Origin of the sequence: Clostridium sp. MSJ-8 (assembly GCF_018918325.1) — a bacterium.
Taxonomy (GTDB): Bacteria; Bacillota; Clostridia; order Clostridiales; family Clostridiaceae; genus Clostridium.
Window position 1 is genome coordinate 1 of sequence record NZ_JAHLQH010000049.1, and the last position, 14,785, is coordinate 14,785.

Here is a 14,785-nt window from a genome sequence, read left to right on the forward strand (position 1 = left end):
AGAATAAGTTGTGATTATATTTTTCATAGCAAGAAAATTTTATCACAAAAAGAGGACTTTTGCTCATTTATATGAGTAAAAATCCTCTTTTTTTATTTAGGGGTTATTTCACAGCCCCTTTTTTTGCTATTTTGGAAATTATATAGAATTTTAAATACTTATGGTCTTTTTTGTGAAAATGTTGATGTATAGTTATGGATTTTTTTAGTATTATTATGTAGGTATGTTAATTGTTTTGAACTTTATTATAAATATATGCACATATATTTTATAGGTGCATAATAATATAGAGAGTGTACATATATAAAATGTCTATAGTAATTTTATTTAGACTTATGAATATATATATACTAAAAAAATAATATAGGAGGTTGCAAATTGGACAGCTTCAATATATACAAAGACATATCAGAGAGGACTCAAGGAGATATATACTTAGGTGTAGTAGGGCCTGTTAGAACAGGAAAATCAACATTTATTAAAAAATTTATGGACATAATGGTTATTCCTAAAATTGATAATGATTATAAAAAAGAAAGGGCTAAAGATGAATTGCCACAAAGTGGTTCTGGGAAAACTATTCATACAACAGAACCTAAATTTGTTCCAAATGAAGCAATTGAAATAAGTCTAGAAGATGAAGTGAACTTTAAAGTTAGGTTAGTAGATTGTGTGGGATATATTGTAAAAGGGGCGTTGGGATATCTTGAAGATGAAGAATCTAAGATGGTTCATACTCCATGGTTTGATTATGAGATCCCTTTTGAAGATGCAGCAGAGATAGGCACAACTAAAGTTATAAAAGATCATTCTACTATAGGATTAGTTGTTACTACAGATGGTAGCATTACAGGAATAAATAGAGAAGATTATGTTGAAGCAGAAGAAAGAGTAATAAATGAATTAAAAGAAATAAACAAACCATTTATAGTTATACTTAATACTAATAAACCTAATTCAGCAGAAACAAAGAAACTAAAAAAAGATATGGAAGAAAAGTATAATGTATATGTTCATATAATGGATGTATATAATATGAATGAGGAAGACATAGAAGAAGTTTTTAAACATGTACTTAAAGAATTTCCAGTTAAGGAGATAAATATAAATATGCCTGAATGGGTAGAAAAATTAGAACCTAGTCATTGGCTTAAAAAAGACTTTTTTAACATAATTAAAGAGATGAGTGACAACATATTCAAGATTAGGGATATAAAGAATGCAGTGGATATAGTATCACAAGATGAATATGTTGGGGAATGCTCTATATCACAAATGCATCTTGGCAGTGGAATAGGTAATTTAATGTTAAAACCTAAGGATGGGGTTTTTTATAATATACTAAGTGAAATATGTGATTTAGATGTGGAATCTGAAAATGACCTTTTACTTTTAATAAAGGATTTAAGTTATGCTAAAAAAGAATATGATAAAGTTAAAGATGCATTAGATGAGGTTATGGAAACTGGGTATGGATTAGTGGCACCTCAATTATCAGAAATGAAGTTTGAAGAACCTGAAATAGTTAAACAAGGAAATAAGTTTGGTGTTAAGTTAAAAGCTAGTGCACCTTCATTACATTTAATAAAGGCAGATGTAAAAACTGAAATAAGTCCAATTATGGGATCAGAAAAAGAATCTGAAGAGCTTGTTAAATCTATATTAGAACAATTTGATACTGATCCTGCTAGTTTGTGGCAGAGTAATATGTTTGGTAAATCTTTAGAAGTGTTGGTCAAAGAAGGATTACAAAATAAATTATATAAAATGCCTGAAGATGTTCAGATAAAGATACAAAAAACTCTTCAAAAGATAATAAATGAAGGTACTGGGGGACTAATTTGTATAATATTATAAGCTTCACAAATAGCGCAATTAAGATTTCATAACAAAAAAATTAAAGATGCCTAAATGCTATAAACTTACTAAAACTCAGATAATATAGCATTTTAAGAGGCGTCTTTATTTTGTATTCTTTAGAAAGTTGTATTTTAAATTTGTTTTTTTATTTTAATTATAAATTAGTGAAAAAAATTGTGTTATAAGTTATAATTGTTTTGCAAAAAATATATATATCATAAACAAAGGATAAGGTAGATAAAATGAAAAAAGTAGCAATAATATTTAATGGCGGAACGATATCTATGAAAATAGATAAAAAATTAAATGCAGCAATTCCTTCATTAACCAATGAAGAAATAATGAGTATGGTAACAGGAATTGAAGAATATGGGATAATAGAAAATTATAATTTTTCAAAATTACCATCACCACATATGACTATAGAGATGATGCTAGAATTGTCTAAGTTTACACAGAGCATTGTAGATAGAAGAGACATAGATGCTGTAGTTATTACACATGGAACAGACACTTTAGAAGAAACAGCTTATTTTTTAGATTTAACTATTTCTACAAAGAAACCTATAATAGTTACAGGAGCTATGAAAAGTAGTTCGGAACTTGGGTATGATGGACCTTTTAATTTAGCTAATTCAATATGTACAGCTATATCTGATGAGGCTGTTGATAGAGGTGTTTTAGTTTGTTTTAATGGAACTCTTCATAGCGCAAGAGAAGTTACAAAAGTTAATTCTATGGCTTTAGATGCTTTTCACACACCTAGTTTTGGGCCTATAGGGATAGTTGATAATAATAAAGTATTGTTTTATAGAGAAAGCCAAAAGTCTCATGTGTTATCAATAGATAATGTAGATGCTATAGTACCTCTTATTAAATGTACTGCTGGTATGGAGTCTTCTTATATAGAATATCTTCTTAAAGAAAATAATATAGATGGTATTATTATAGAAGGATTAGGAAGAGGTAATGTTCCACCTAATATGCTTGATTCTATAAGTAGTTGTTTGAAAAATAACATCCCTGTGGTTCTAGTTTCAAGGTGTTATGAAGGAAGGGTACATGAGAGTTATGGTTATGAAGGTGGAGGAAAACAACTTCGAGAAATGGGAGTGATATTTGGTGATAATATGCAAGGTCAGAAAGCAAGAATAAAATTATTAGTTGCACTTAGCTATAATAAAGATACAAAATTCATAAAAGAGTATATGGAGGAAAAGTTTTACTGATTAAACTTGGTTGACAAAATATGAAGGTAAAAATATAATTATAAAGTAATTAGATTATAAAAGTATAATTTAATTATAATTATTATAATAAAACTCTGAAAAGGGGGAGCAAAATGTCAAAAGAAAATACAAAAAGTAATCATTTTTTTGAAATATTTTCGAACAAAGAAGTAGATTACAAAAAAGAAGTTATGGCTGGAATTACAACATTTTTGACTATGGCATACATAATAGCTATTAATCCTAGTATTTTAAGTGCAACAGGGATGCCATCAGGAGCACTAGTAACAGCAACATGTTTAGCAGCAGCTTTTGCCACAATACTTATGGGTGTATTTGCAAACTTACCTTTTGCATTGGCATCAGGTATGGGACTTAATGCATATTTTGCATACACAGTTGTTATACAGAAAGAAATATCATGGAAGGTAGCTTTAGCAGCTGTCTTTGTGGAAGGTATTATATTTATACTTTTATCTTTATTCAAGGTTAGAGAAGCAGTAGTTAATTCTATTCCTATGAATATGAAATATGCAGTAACAGCAGGTATTGGTTTATTTATTGCTTTTATAGGATTACAAGGTGCTAAGATCGTAGTTAAAGAAGATAGTACATTAGTTACTCTAGGTAGCTTTACTTCAGCAACATTTATAATTGCGCTAATAGGTATAATTATTATTGCTGTATTAGATAAGAAAAATGTAAAGGGAGCAATATTAATAGGAATATTAGTATCAACAATAATTGCATGGGGATTTGCTTTAGTTGATAAGGAAGCTGCAACAGCAGCAGGAATATCACTTCCAAAAGGAATATTTAAATTTGAAAGTATTGCACCAATAGCAGGAGAGTTAGATTTTGGATATGTAAAAAATAACATAGGTGAATTTATTGTTATTGTATTTACATTTTTATTTGTTGATTTCTTTGATACAGTAGGAACTTTAGTAGGAGTTTGTTCAAAAGCAAATATGTTAGATGAAGAAGGAAAGGTTCCGAATGCAGGAAAAGCACTATTAGTAGATGCTGTAGGAACTACAGTAGGTGCATGTTTAGGAGTATCAACAACTACTACATATGTTGAGAGCTCTACAGGAGTAATAGCTGGAGGAAGAACTGGATGGACAGCAATTACTTGCGGTGTTTTATTCTTACTTGCAATGTTCTTCTCGCCAATATTTGTAGCTATTCCATCATGTGCTACAGCACCAGCTTTAATTTATGTTGGTTACCTTATGTTAAGTGCAGCAAAAAATATAGATTTTTCAGATATATCAGAGGGACTTCCTGCATTTATTACAATAGCTATGATGCCACTTGCATACAGTATAGGTGATGGATTAACTTTTGGAATAATATCGTACGTTGTAATTAACTTATTAGTTAATTTATTTAGTAAAAAAGACGAGAGAAAGAAGATATCACCAGTTATGATAATATTAGCTGTAATCTTCTTGATAAAACTTATTTTATTGTAATATAAAATAACATATAAGAATACCAATTGCTAACTTTAAAATAGTAATTGGTATTCTTCTTTTTTATTCTTTAGAAAAGGAGAGTTAAATTATTATTATTAAATGTTAACATTTTGTGAACAAAATATTGACCTGTAAAATTTATTGATATAATATAATTTCTATAAAGAAGAATAACAATATGAAGTGGAAGTGATGTTATTATGGTTAGAAGCATGACTAGCTTCGGTAGATATCAAAGCGAAGAAGGAAATAAGTATTTATTTTCAGTTGAAATGAAGAGTGTTAATAATAGATATTTAGATATTAATATAAGACTTCCAAAGTTTATGATATCATTAGAAGAACCAATTAGAAAGATAGTAAATGAAAAGATAAAAAGAGGCAAGGTAGACATTTTTGTTAATTATAAGACTTATGAAGGATCAAATAGTGTCCCTACATTAGATTTAGAATTAGCTAAGAAGTATTATAAATGCTTTGAACAGTTAAGTGAAGGTCTTGGAATTGAAAATGATATTACGGTTTCTAAAATAGCAAAATATCCAGAAATAATTAATCTTGAGGTTGAAGAGGATAATCTAGATGAGATACTTGATGAAATAAATCCTTTGATTAATAAGTCATTAGATATGATGCTAGAAATGCGAGAAAGAGAAGGAGAAAAACTAAAAGAAGACATATTGCTAAAACTATATGTTATAGAAAAAGCAGTTAAGGAAATAGAGGTTTTAGCTGAAGATGTTCCTAAGAGATATAGAGATAAACTTTTAGATAGAATAAAAGAACTTACAACAGGAATAACTGTAGATGAAGAAAGGGTAGCTACAGAAGTTGCAATTATAGCAGATAAGGTGGCAGTAGATGAGGAGATAACTAGGTTATACAGCCATATTAGCCAAATGAGAAAAACTTTAGATTTAGATGAGCCTATAGGAAGAAAGCTGGATTTTATAATTCAGGAAATGAATAGAGAAACTAATACAATAGGGTCAAAATGCAATGATATAAACATGACAAATACTGTCATTAATATAAAAAATATAATTGAAAAAATAAGAGAACAAGTACAGAACATTGAGTAACCAGGAGGAATTATAATGGGGATAAAGTTAATAAACATTGGCTTTGGAAACATAGTATCAGCAAATAGGTTAGTGGCGATTGTTAGCCCTGAATCTGCACCTATAAAAAGAATAATTCAAGAAGCAAGAGAAAGAGGTATGTTAATAGATGCAACATACGGTAGAAGAACAAGAGCAGTTGTAATAACAGATTCAGATCACATTATTTTATCTGCAGTTCAACCAGAGACAATTGCACATAGATTAGATAATAGAGACTGTGTAGAGGAAGAAGAGGTAGAAGAATAATGAGTAAAAAAGGTATATTAATAGTTATATCAGGTCCTTCTGGAGCAGGAAAAGGAACTATATGTAAAGAACTTTTAGAGAAAAATAATGATTTATATTTATCTGTTTCTGCCACAACAAGAGATCCTAGACAAGGTGAAGTAGAAGGAGTGAACTATTATTTCATGTCTAAGGATGATTTTAAAAGCAAAATAGATGAAGGTGACTTCCTAGAATGGGCAGAGGTGTATGGCAATTATTATGGTACACCTAAATCAAGAGTGACTGAGATGCTAGAGGAAGGAAAAAATGTTATACTAGAGATAGATATACAAGGTGCATTAAAGGTTAAAGAAAATTGTGAAGATGGCGTATTTATATTTATTCTTCCTCCATCTATGGAAGAATTAAAACAAAGAATCATTAAACGTGGTAGTGAGACACCTGAATCATTATTAAAAAGATTTAATTCTGCATATCAAGAAATTAATTACATATCAAAATATAATTATGGTGTAATTAATGATGAAGTTCATAAAGCAGTAAAGAAAATAGAAAATATTTTATCAGCAGAAAAATGCAGGGTAGATAGATTAGATATTAATTTAAAATAATTATTTTTAGGAGGTAACAAATTATGAAAGCAAAAAATACAATGATAAACCCATCAGTAATTGATTTATTAGAAAAGGTAGAAGATAGATATTCTTTAGTTATAATTACTTCAAAGAGAGCTAGAGATATTATTGGAGGCAAAAAAGCATTAGTTGAAGTTGAATCAAATAAACCCCTTACAATTGCAATTAATGAAGTAAATGATGGATTAGTTACATTTAATAGACCAGAAGATGAAGAATAATATGCAAGATAAATGTGTTGTTTTAGGGGTTACAGGAGGAATAGCTGTATATAAAGCATTAGATATAGCTAGTGGACTTAGAAAGAAAAATGTTTCTGTTAATGTGATAATGACTAAATCAGCTACAGAATTTGTATCGCCATTAACATTTCAGTCTATAAGTCAAAATATGGTCACTGTAGATATGTTTGCAGAACCTAAAGCATGGGAGATTCAACATATAAGTTTAGCACAAAAAGCAGATGTTTTTTTGGTGGCTCCAGCAACAGCAAACATAATAGGAAAAGTAGCAAATGGAATTGCAGATGATATGTTAAGTACCACAATTATGGCTACTAAGGCAAAAGTTATTTTTGCACCTGCAATGAACACAAATATGTATGAAAATCCTATAGTTCAAGAGAATATAGAAAAGTTAAAAAGACTAGGCTATAAATTTATAGAACCAGATAGTGGAAGATTGGCTTGTGGAGATGTTGGCAAAGGAAAATTACCAAAACCCGAGATAATAGTTGAAAAAGTTATGACAGAATTATATCCCACTAAAGACCTAGTAGGAAAAAATATTATAGTTACAGCTGGACCAACTAGGGCTAATATTGATCCGGTTAGATTTATAAGCAATAATTCGTCGGGGAAGATGGGATATGAAATAGCTAAAGAAGCTAGAGATAGAGGAGCTAATGTCACATTGATATCAGGGAAAACATCTCTTGATAAACCATATGGAATAGAGGTCGTAGACGTTATAACTAATGAAGATATGTATTTGGCCATAAAAGACAGATATGATGATGCAGATATAGTTATTAAGGCAGCTGCCGTTGCAGATTACAAAGCAAAAGAATATAGTGATCAAAAGATAAAAAAAGGTGATGGAGACTTAGTTATTACAATGGAAAGAGATAGAGATATCTTGAAAACTCTTGGAGATAATAAGAAGTCACAAATTTTAGTGGGTTTTGCAGCAGAAAGTGAAAATGTTCTTGAAAATGCTCAAAAGAAATTACATAAAAAGAATTTAGACTTAATTGTTGCAAATGACATTTCACAAGAAGAGACAGGTTTTCAATCTGATGATAATAAAGTAGTTATCTTACTGAAAAATGGAGATGCTATTCATTTAGATAAGATGTCTAAAAGAGAAGTTGCAAAAAACATTTTTGATTGCATAATGGAAAAGCGCTAGAAGCGCTTTTTCTTTTAACTCTTTAGAAAATTATATTTATATATAGTATTTCAGTAATTTAAGTTTAAATTTATTGTGAGAGAGGTGAGTAGTATAGAATTATTTGCAGAAATTATTGTTAATAGTGAAGCATATGCTATAGATAAACCTTTTACATATAGAGTTAAGGAAGAGTTTAAGGGCAAAATTCAAGTAGGACATAGGGTGTTAATACCTTTTGGAATAGGTAATAAATTTATAGAAGGCTTTGTAATAGGGTTAAAGTGTGAACTAGATGAGGAATTTAAAAGAATTAAGAGTATTAAAAGCATTCTAGATGAAGAACCAATATTGTCTAGAGATGACTTAAAGGTTATAGATTTTTTGAGAGAAAATTATCTATGTAAATATATTGATGCAATAAGAACTATAATACCAGTTGGGCTGCTTGCAGGATTAAAGGATAAAGTAAAAAAAGTTTTATGCTTTAAACGAGAACTAGATGGTAAATTAGCTGAAAAGGAAAATTATATTAATTTAATAAAATTAATAAGAGATTATAATTGTGAATATACAAAATCTGAAGTTATTGCAAAAGGCTATTCCGTATATTCTATAAACAAACTTATATCTGAAGGGTACATAATGGTTAAAGAAAAGGTTGTATATAGATATAATGATAGAAGTTATATAGATGAAAAAAGAAATACACTTAATATAGAACAAAAAAATGCAATTAAAACTATAAAAAATACTGATAAAAGAGGAATTCTGTTAAAAGGAATTACAGGATCAGGAAAAACAGAAGTATATATGAATTTGGTGGAAGATATGATTAAGTCTGGTAAGTCTGCAATTATGCTTGTGCCAGAAATTTCACTTACACCACAGATGATAGAAAGGTTTAAAGGAAGATTTGGAAGGCAAGTATCCTTATATCATAGTAGATTGTCTGCAGGTGAGCGATTTGATGAATGGTATAGAATAAAAAGAGGAGAAGTAAAACTTGTAGTTGGAGCAAGAAGTGCAATATTCTTACCATTTGACAATCTTGGACTTATAATAGTAGATGAAGAACATGAAAATTCTTATAAGTCAGATAACAATCCTAAATATGATACAAGAGAAGTTGCAAAATTTCTTAGTGAAATAAAAAATTGTAAGTATATTTTAGGATCGGCAACGCCTTCAATAGAAACATATTATAGAGCAACAACTAAAAGAGAATTAGAACTAGTTCAAATCAATAATAGAGTGAAAAATAATCCTCTTCCAGAAATGCATATTGTAGATATGAGAAGAGAACTTCAAGATAGAAATATGTCTGTATTAAGTAGAAAGCTTCAAGAAGAAATTAAAAAGGCTTTAGAGAATAAAGAACAAGTCATATTATTTTTAAATAGAAGAGGTTATTCAACATTTGTGTCATGTAGAAGTTGTGGATATGTATTTAAGTGCCCTGAATGCGATATAGCAATGACATATCATAGAAATGGGTATCTAATATGCCATTATTGTGGTAGGGCTATAAAGGAAACTAAAATATGTCCTAAATGTAAAAGTAAATATGTTAAATTCTTTGGAACAGGTACAGAAAAAGTTGAAAACGAAGTGAAAAAAATATTTAAAGATGCAAGAGTAATGAGAATGGATATTGATACAACAAGACAAAAAAATTCTCATGAACAGATATATAATTCTTTCAAAAATGGTGATGCGGATATACTTATAGGAACTCAGATGGTTACAAAAGGATTAGATTTTAAAAATGTAACACTAGTTGGAATATTAGCAGCTGATATATCGCTTAATATACCTGATTATAGAGCAAATGAGAGGACATTTCAGATAGTAACACAAGTGGCAGGAAGAGCAGGTAGAGGTGATAAAAGAGGAAAGGTTATAATACAAAGCTATACACCTGGAAATGCTATTTTAAAATATGCTATGGAAAATAATTATAAAGAATTGTATAATGAAGAAATAAGAATAAGAAAGATAATGAACTATCCACCATTTTGCAATATTATGCTTATAAATATGCAGTCGAAGGATGAAGAAAAACTTAGAAAATTTATAACATATAGTGCAGAAGAAATTAAAAATCTATTAAAGGGATATTCGTTTGAGATTCTTGGACCATCACCGTGTATTATTACAAGGATAAAAGAATATTATAGATGGCAAGTAATAATAAAAGGGGAACTTAATAAAAAAATAAAATTAGATATAAAAGAATTACTTTATGAATTGTATAAGAATGTATATAATGAAATAAGAATAAATATAGACATTAACCCTAATAATATGTCTTAATTTAGGAGGAGATAAAAGATGGCATTAAGAAATATAAGACTAGAAGGAGACGAAGTACTTAGAAAGAAGTGTAAAAAGGTATCTGAAATTGATGAGAGATTAAAAGTATTAATTAAAGATATGCTTGACACTATGTATGATGCAGATGGAGTTGGTCTTGCTGCACCTCAAGTTGGAATATTAAAAAGATTATTTGTAATAGATGTATATGATGGATATGGTCCTAGAGTGTTTATTAATCCAGAAATATTAGAAACAAGTGGATCACAAGTAGGAGAAGAAGGATGTCTTAGCCTTCCAGGTCGTTCAGAAGAAGTAGAAAGACCTAATTATGTAAAAGTAAAGGCAACTAATGAAAAAGGTGAAGAATTTGTTTTAGAAGCAGAAGAATTACTTGCAAGAGCAGTTTGCCATGAAAATGATCATTTAGATGGTAAGTTATATATAGATTATGTAAAATAGGAGGTTCAAAGGATGAATATTGTCTTCATGGGAACACCAGATTTTGCAGTACCTTCCTTAGAAGCGTTAATAAAACATCATAATGTAAAGGCTGTTTTTACACAACCAGATAGACCTAAGGGAAGAGGGAAAAAATTGGCTTTTTCTGATGTTAAAGAGATAGCGGTTAAATATGATATTCCAGTATATCAACCAGAAAAATTAAAAGAAGAACATGAAATGATTGATATGCTAAAAAATATGGATATAGATTTCATTATAGTAGTTGCTTTTGGTCAATTATTAACAAAAGAAGTATTAGATATTCCAAAGTATGGTTGTATAAATCTACATGGATCATTACTTCCTATGTATAGAGGGGCAGCTCCTATACAATGGTCAGTAATAAATGGTGAAAAAGAATCAGGAAATACAACGATGCTTATGAATGAAGGCTTAGATACTGGTGATATGCTTCTTACTCAAAAGGTGAACATCACAGAGGAAATGACTTCAGGAGAGTTGTATGATATTTTAAAGACAGAAGGAAGTAAGCTTTTATTAGAAACAATTGATAAGATGTCTAAAGGAGAAATAACTCCTATTAAACAAGAAGGAGAAACTTGTTATGCTAAGATGCTAGATAAGAAGCTTGCAGTTATAGATTGGAATAATTCAGCAGAGAACATTCACAATCTAATAAGAGGATTAAATCCATGGCCTATAGCATTTACTACATATGAAGGCCAGAAGATGAAAATATTTAAATCAAAAGTTTTAGATGATAAAAAATACAAAGAAGTGGGTAAAATAATAAAAGTATCTAAAGATGGAATTGAAGTATCTACAGGAGAAGGTACATTGCTTGTAGAAAAAATACAATTTCCAAATGGCAAGCCATTAGAAGTGAAACAATATATAAATGGACATTCAATAGAAGAAGGAACAATATTAATATAATCTTTGTGAGGTGATTTATATGCCGTATTATGGATTTTATGATTGGACTATTTTGATTTTATTACCAGCTATGATTTTGAGTTTGATTGCTCAATTATCTGTATCAGGTGCATTTAATAAGTATAGAAAAGTATATAATAGAAATGGATATACAGGAGAACAAGTAGCAAGAATGTTGCTTGATGATGCAGGTTTATATGATATTCCAATAGAAGTTGTTAATAAAAAATTAGGAGATCATTATGATCCCTCTAGAAGAATTCTTAGATTATCTAGAGAAGTTTATTATGAAAAGACAATAGCAGCAGCAGGAGTGGCAGCTCATGAAGTAGGGCATGCAATTCAACATTCTAAGGGATATGTACCACTTACTATACGTAGTGCAATAGTGCCAGCTGTAAATATAAGTAGTAGTTTATCGTGGATAATTTTTGTGGCTGGATTAATTTTATCTATACAACCATTAGTAAATGTAGGTATAATATTATTTGTAGCAGTAGTAATATTTCAAATAGTAACATTACCTGTTGAATTTAATGCTTCAGGAAGAGCATTAAAGATTTTAGGCAATAAAGGTATTTTGTATGATGATGAACTAAAAGGAACTAAAAAAGTATTAGGTGCAGCTGCACTTACTTATGTAGCAGCAGCAATAACATCTATATTACAATTACTTAGATTAATTGCAATAAGTAAAAGAAATGATTAACGAGGTAGTAGTGTATGAATAGTAGAGAAATAGCAATAAGTGTATTAGAAAAAGTATTAGAAAATGGGGCGTATTCAAATATAGCCTTATCAAATGAACTTAATAAGTCAGACTTAGATGACAAAGATAAAGCATTATGTACTGAATTAGTATATGGAACATTAAGAAGATTAAAATCATTAGATATGATTATTTTAAGTTTTGTAAGAGATATAAAACAAATGAATCCTAAGACTCTTAATATATTAAGAGTAGCAATTTATCAGATGCAATATTTAGATAGAGTTCCTAGCTATGCAGCATGCAACGAAGCTGTAGAACTAGCCAAAACAGTAAGTGAAGATGATGCAAAACTAGTTAATGGAATTCTAAGAAATTATTCGCAAAAAGAAGGAAATGTAGAAGTTAATTTTAGAAATAAAATTGATGAAATGGCTTATGAATTTTCTTTTGATACATGGATGATTAGAATGTTTATAAAGCAATATGGAGAACCTGAAACATTAAGAATATTACATGGTCTTAATTCAACTCCAAAAGTAACTGTTAGAGTTAATAATTTAAAGATTGATTATGATGATGCATATAATGAATTAGAAGAATTAGGATACGATATAGAAGAAGGATCTATGTGTCCTGAAGCTATTTGTATTAACAATGGTAAAGCAATAGATAAAAATCCATTATTTACAGAAGGTAAAATAACAGTGCAAGACGAAAGTGCAATGCTTGTTGCACCATTATTAGAAATTGAAGATAGTCTTACTGTTATGGATTTATGTAGTGCTCCTGGTGGAAAAACTACTCATATTTCAGAGCTTTTAGATAATACAGGAGAAGTTTTAGCTTTTGATATACATGAACAAAAACTAAAATTAATAAATGATAACCTTGAAAGACTAGGAATTACTAATGTTAAGTTAAAAGAAATGGATGCAACAAAGCTTAATTCTGATTATATTTCTGTAGCAGATAGAGTTTTAATCGATGTTCCATGTTCAGGAATAGGAATAGTTCGAAAGAAACCAGAGATAAAGTGGACTAAATCAAGAAAAGAACTTAATGAAATAACAGAAGTTCAAAGACAAATAATGGATAATGCTTGGGAATATCTTAAAAAGGGTGGAGTAATGGTATATTCTACATGTACATTAAATAAAGCTGAAAATGAAGAAAACATTAGCTGGTTTGTAAATAAACATAAAGATGCATCTATTGAAAAGGTGTATCTAGGTAAAGGCGATAACCTAAGATATGACAAGTTAGGAACAGTAACTATATTACCAAATGAGTATATGGATGGATTCTTTATAGCTAAAATCAAAAAGAATTAGGAGATATAATGAAGAACATTTTAGATTTTACAATAGATGAATTGACAGCATGGATGGTAGAAAATAAAGAGAGCAAGTTTAGAAGTAAACAAGTGCTCTCTTGGATTTACAAAGAAGTTTGGGATTTTAATAATATGAAAAATATCCCTAAGAATTTACAACAGAAGTTGCAAGAGAATTTCTATATAGGTATACCTGATGTAATAGAGCAATATGTATCAGAAATAGATGGTACGAGAAAATTATTGTTAAAGTTTAATGATAACAATATTATTGAAACAGTTATTATGAAGTATAAGCATGGAAACTCTATATGTGTATCCACACAAGTAGGATGCAGGATGGGATGTAAATTTTGCGCGTCTACAGTAGAAGGCAGAGTGAGAGATTTAACTGCTGGAGAAATATTATCGCAAATTATGGTGGCACAAAAACTTATAGGAGATAGAATTTCTAATATTGTTCTTATGGGAAGTGGAGAACCATTAGATAATTATGATAACGTAATTAAATTTTTAGATCTGGTTAATGCTGATTATGGACTTAATATAGGTCAGAGACATATTACTTTATCTACATGTGGAATTGTTCCAAAGATTTATGATTTAAGTGATAGAGGATATAACATTACCTTAGCAATTTCGTTACATGCTACTTCAGATGAGAAGAGAAAAACTATAATGCCAATTGCAAATAAATATTCTATTTTAGAAATTCTAGGAGCATGTAGATATTACATAGAAAAAACTAAAAGAAGAATAACATTTGAATATTCTCTTGTAAAAGATGTAAATGACGGGGTTGAAGATGCAAAGGCATTAGGCAAACTATTAAAGGGACTTTTATGTCATGTTAACTTGATACCAGTAAATGAAGTGAGAGAGAATTCATTTAAAAGGTCTTCTAATAAGACTATAATGGAATTCGAAAATACACTAAAGAAATTAGGAATTGAAGTTACGGTGAGGAGAGAAATGGGATCTGATATAAATGCAGCTTGTGGTCAGCTTAGAAGAAGTTATATTGGAAACCAAAAAAAAGCTTAAGAACCCATTAAAGTTATGCAAAAAGGGGGTAAG

14 protein-coding genes are annotated in these 14,785 nt (G+C 29.4%); all 14 read left to right on the forward strand.

Annotated features, from left to right (window positions below; all coding sequences use genetic code 11):
* The first annotated feature begins 378 nt into the window (after positions 1 to 378).
* The 14 genes from spoIVA to rlmN all read left to right on the forward strand — a co-directional run bounded on the left by spoIVA (position 379) and on the right by rlmN (position 14,752).
* On the forward strand, positions 379 to 1,857 hold the full coding sequence (gene spoIVA / locus KQI77_RS10785) for a stage IV sporulation protein A (RefSeq protein ID WP_216390437.1): 1,479 nt from the start codon (positions 379 to 381) through the stop codon (positions 1,855 to 1,857).
* A gap of 245 nt (positions 1,858 to 2,102) precedes the next feature.
* Entirely contained in the window at positions 2,103 to 3,089 is a 987-nt protein-coding gene (locus tag KQI77_RS10790; protein WP_216390438.1) for an asparaginase, read from the forward strand.
* Positions 3,090 to 3,202: 113 nt separating this feature from the next.
* Positions 3,203 to 4,567 (forward strand): NCS2 family permease, encoded by a 1,365-nt coding sequence (locus KQI77_RS10795; RefSeq protein ID WP_216390439.1) that lies wholly within the window; start codon positions 3,203 to 3,205, stop codon positions 4,565 to 4,567.
* 203 nt (positions 4,568 to 4,770) lie between these two features.
* On the forward strand, positions 4,771 to 5,652 hold the full coding sequence (locus tag KQI77_RS10800; RefSeq protein WP_216390440.1) for a YicC/YloC family endoribonuclease: 882 nt from the start codon (positions 4,771 to 4,773) through the stop codon (positions 5,650 to 5,652).
* A gap of 15 nt (positions 5,653 to 5,667) precedes the next feature.
* The gene (gene remA / locus KQI77_RS10805) at positions 5,668 to 5,940 is read left to right on the forward strand and encodes an extracellular matrix/biofilm regulator RemA (RefSeq protein ID WP_216390441.1); all 273 of its coding nucleotides are present in this window, start codon (positions 5,668 to 5,670) and stop codon (positions 5,938 to 5,940) included.
* Positions 5,940 to 6,533, forward strand: a complete 594-nt coding sequence (gene gmk, locus KQI77_RS10810) for a guanylate kinase (RefSeq protein WP_216390442.1) — start codon at positions 5,940 to 5,942, stop codon at positions 6,531 to 6,533. Before remA ends, gmk begins: the two co-directional genes overlap by 1 nt.
* A 23-nt stretch (positions 6,534 to 6,556) precedes the next feature.
* A complete protein-coding gene (gene rpoZ / locus KQI77_RS10815; RefSeq protein ID WP_253289439.1) occupies positions 6,557 to 6,778 on the forward strand; it encodes a DNA-directed RNA polymerase subunit omega in 222 nt (73 codons plus the stop codon).
* Position 6,779: 1 nt separating this feature from the next.
* Positions 6,780 to 7,967 (forward strand): bifunctional phosphopantothenoylcysteine decarboxylase/phosphopantothenate--cysteine ligase CoaBC, encoded by a 1,188-nt coding sequence (coaBC, locus tag KQI77_RS10820; protein ID WP_216390443.1) that lies wholly within the window; start codon positions 6,780 to 6,782, stop codon positions 7,965 to 7,967.
* Between the two features lie 93 nt (positions 7,968 to 8,060).
* The gene (gene priA / locus KQI77_RS10825; protein ID WP_216390618.1) at positions 8,061 to 10,262 is read left to right on the forward strand and encodes a primosomal protein N'; all 2,202 of its coding nucleotides are present in this window, start codon (positions 8,061 to 8,063) and stop codon (positions 10,260 to 10,262) included.
* Positions 10,263 to 10,280: 18 nt separating this feature from the next.
* Entirely contained in the window at positions 10,281 to 10,724 is a 444-nt protein-coding gene (def, locus tag KQI77_RS10830) for a peptide deformylase (protein ID WP_216390444.1), read from the forward strand.
* A 12-nt stretch (positions 10,725 to 10,736) separates the two neighbouring features.
* Positions 10,737 to 11,663, forward strand: a complete 927-nt coding sequence (fmt, locus tag KQI77_RS10835) for a methionyl-tRNA formyltransferase (protein WP_216390445.1) — start codon at positions 10,737 to 10,739, stop codon at positions 11,661 to 11,663.
* Between the two features lie 19 nt (positions 11,664 to 11,682).
* A complete protein-coding gene (locus KQI77_RS10840; RefSeq protein ID WP_216390446.1) occupies positions 11,683 to 12,372 on the forward strand; it encodes a zinc metallopeptidase in 690 nt (229 codons plus the stop codon).
* A 14-nt stretch (positions 12,373 to 12,386) separates the two neighbouring features.
* On the forward strand, positions 12,387 to 13,706 hold the full coding sequence (gene rsmB / locus KQI77_RS10845; protein ID WP_216390447.1) for a 16S rRNA (cytosine(967)-C(5))-methyltransferase RsmB: 1,320 nt from the start codon (positions 12,387 to 12,389) through the stop codon (positions 13,704 to 13,706).
* An 8-nt stretch (positions 13,707 to 13,714) separates the two neighbouring features.
* Entirely contained in the window at positions 13,715 to 14,752 is a 1,038-nt protein-coding gene (gene rlmN, locus KQI77_RS10850) for a 23S rRNA (adenine(2503)-C(2))-methyltransferase RlmN (protein ID WP_216390448.1), read from the forward strand.
* Positions 14,753 to 14,785 lie beyond the last annotated feature (33 nt).

Excerpts from the sequence above, each read along its gene's own strand:
- KQI77_RS10790 (WP_216390438.1), top strand. The coding sequence starts at position 2,103 with ATGAAAAAAGTAGCAATAATATTTAATGGCGGAACGATATCTATGAAA.
- KQI77_RS10795 (WP_216390439.1), top strand. The coding sequence starts at position 3,203 with ATGTCAAAAGAAAATACAAAAAGTAATCATTTTTTTGAAATATTTTCG.
- KQI77_RS10800 (WP_216390440.1), top strand. The coding sequence starts at position 4,771 with ATGGTTAGAAGCATGACTAGCTTCGGTAGATATCAAAGCGAAGAAGGA.
- remA (WP_216390441.1), top strand. The coding sequence starts at position 5,668 with ATGGGGATAAAGTTAATAAACATTGGCTTTGGAAACATAGTATCAGCA.
- gmk (WP_216390442.1), top strand. The coding sequence starts at position 5,940 with ATGAGTAAAAAAGGTATATTAATAGTTATATCAGGTCCTTCTGGAGCA.
- rpoZ (WP_253289439.1), top strand. The coding sequence starts at position 6,557 with ATGAAAGCAAAAAATACAATGATAAACCCATCAGTAATTGATTTATTA.
- coaBC (WP_216390443.1), top strand. The coding sequence starts at position 6,780 with ATGCAAGATAAATGTGTTGTTTTAGGGGTTACAGGAGGAATAGCTGTA.
- def (WP_216390444.1), top strand. The coding sequence starts at position 10,281 with ATGGCATTAAGAAATATAAGACTAGAAGGAGACGAAGTACTTAGAAAG.
- fmt (WP_216390445.1), top strand. The coding sequence starts at position 10,737 with ATGAATATTGTCTTCATGGGAACACCAGATTTTGCAGTACCTTCCTTA.
- KQI77_RS10840 (WP_216390446.1), top strand. The coding sequence starts at position 11,683 with ATGCCGTATTATGGATTTTATGATTGGACTATTTTGATTTTATTACCA.
- rsmB (WP_216390447.1), top strand. The coding sequence starts at position 12,387 with ATGAATAGTAGAGAAATAGCAATAAGTGTATTAGAAAAAGTATTAGAA.
- rlmN (WP_216390448.1), top strand. The coding sequence starts at position 13,715 with ATGAAGAACATTTTAGATTTTACAATAGATGAATTGACAGCATGGATG.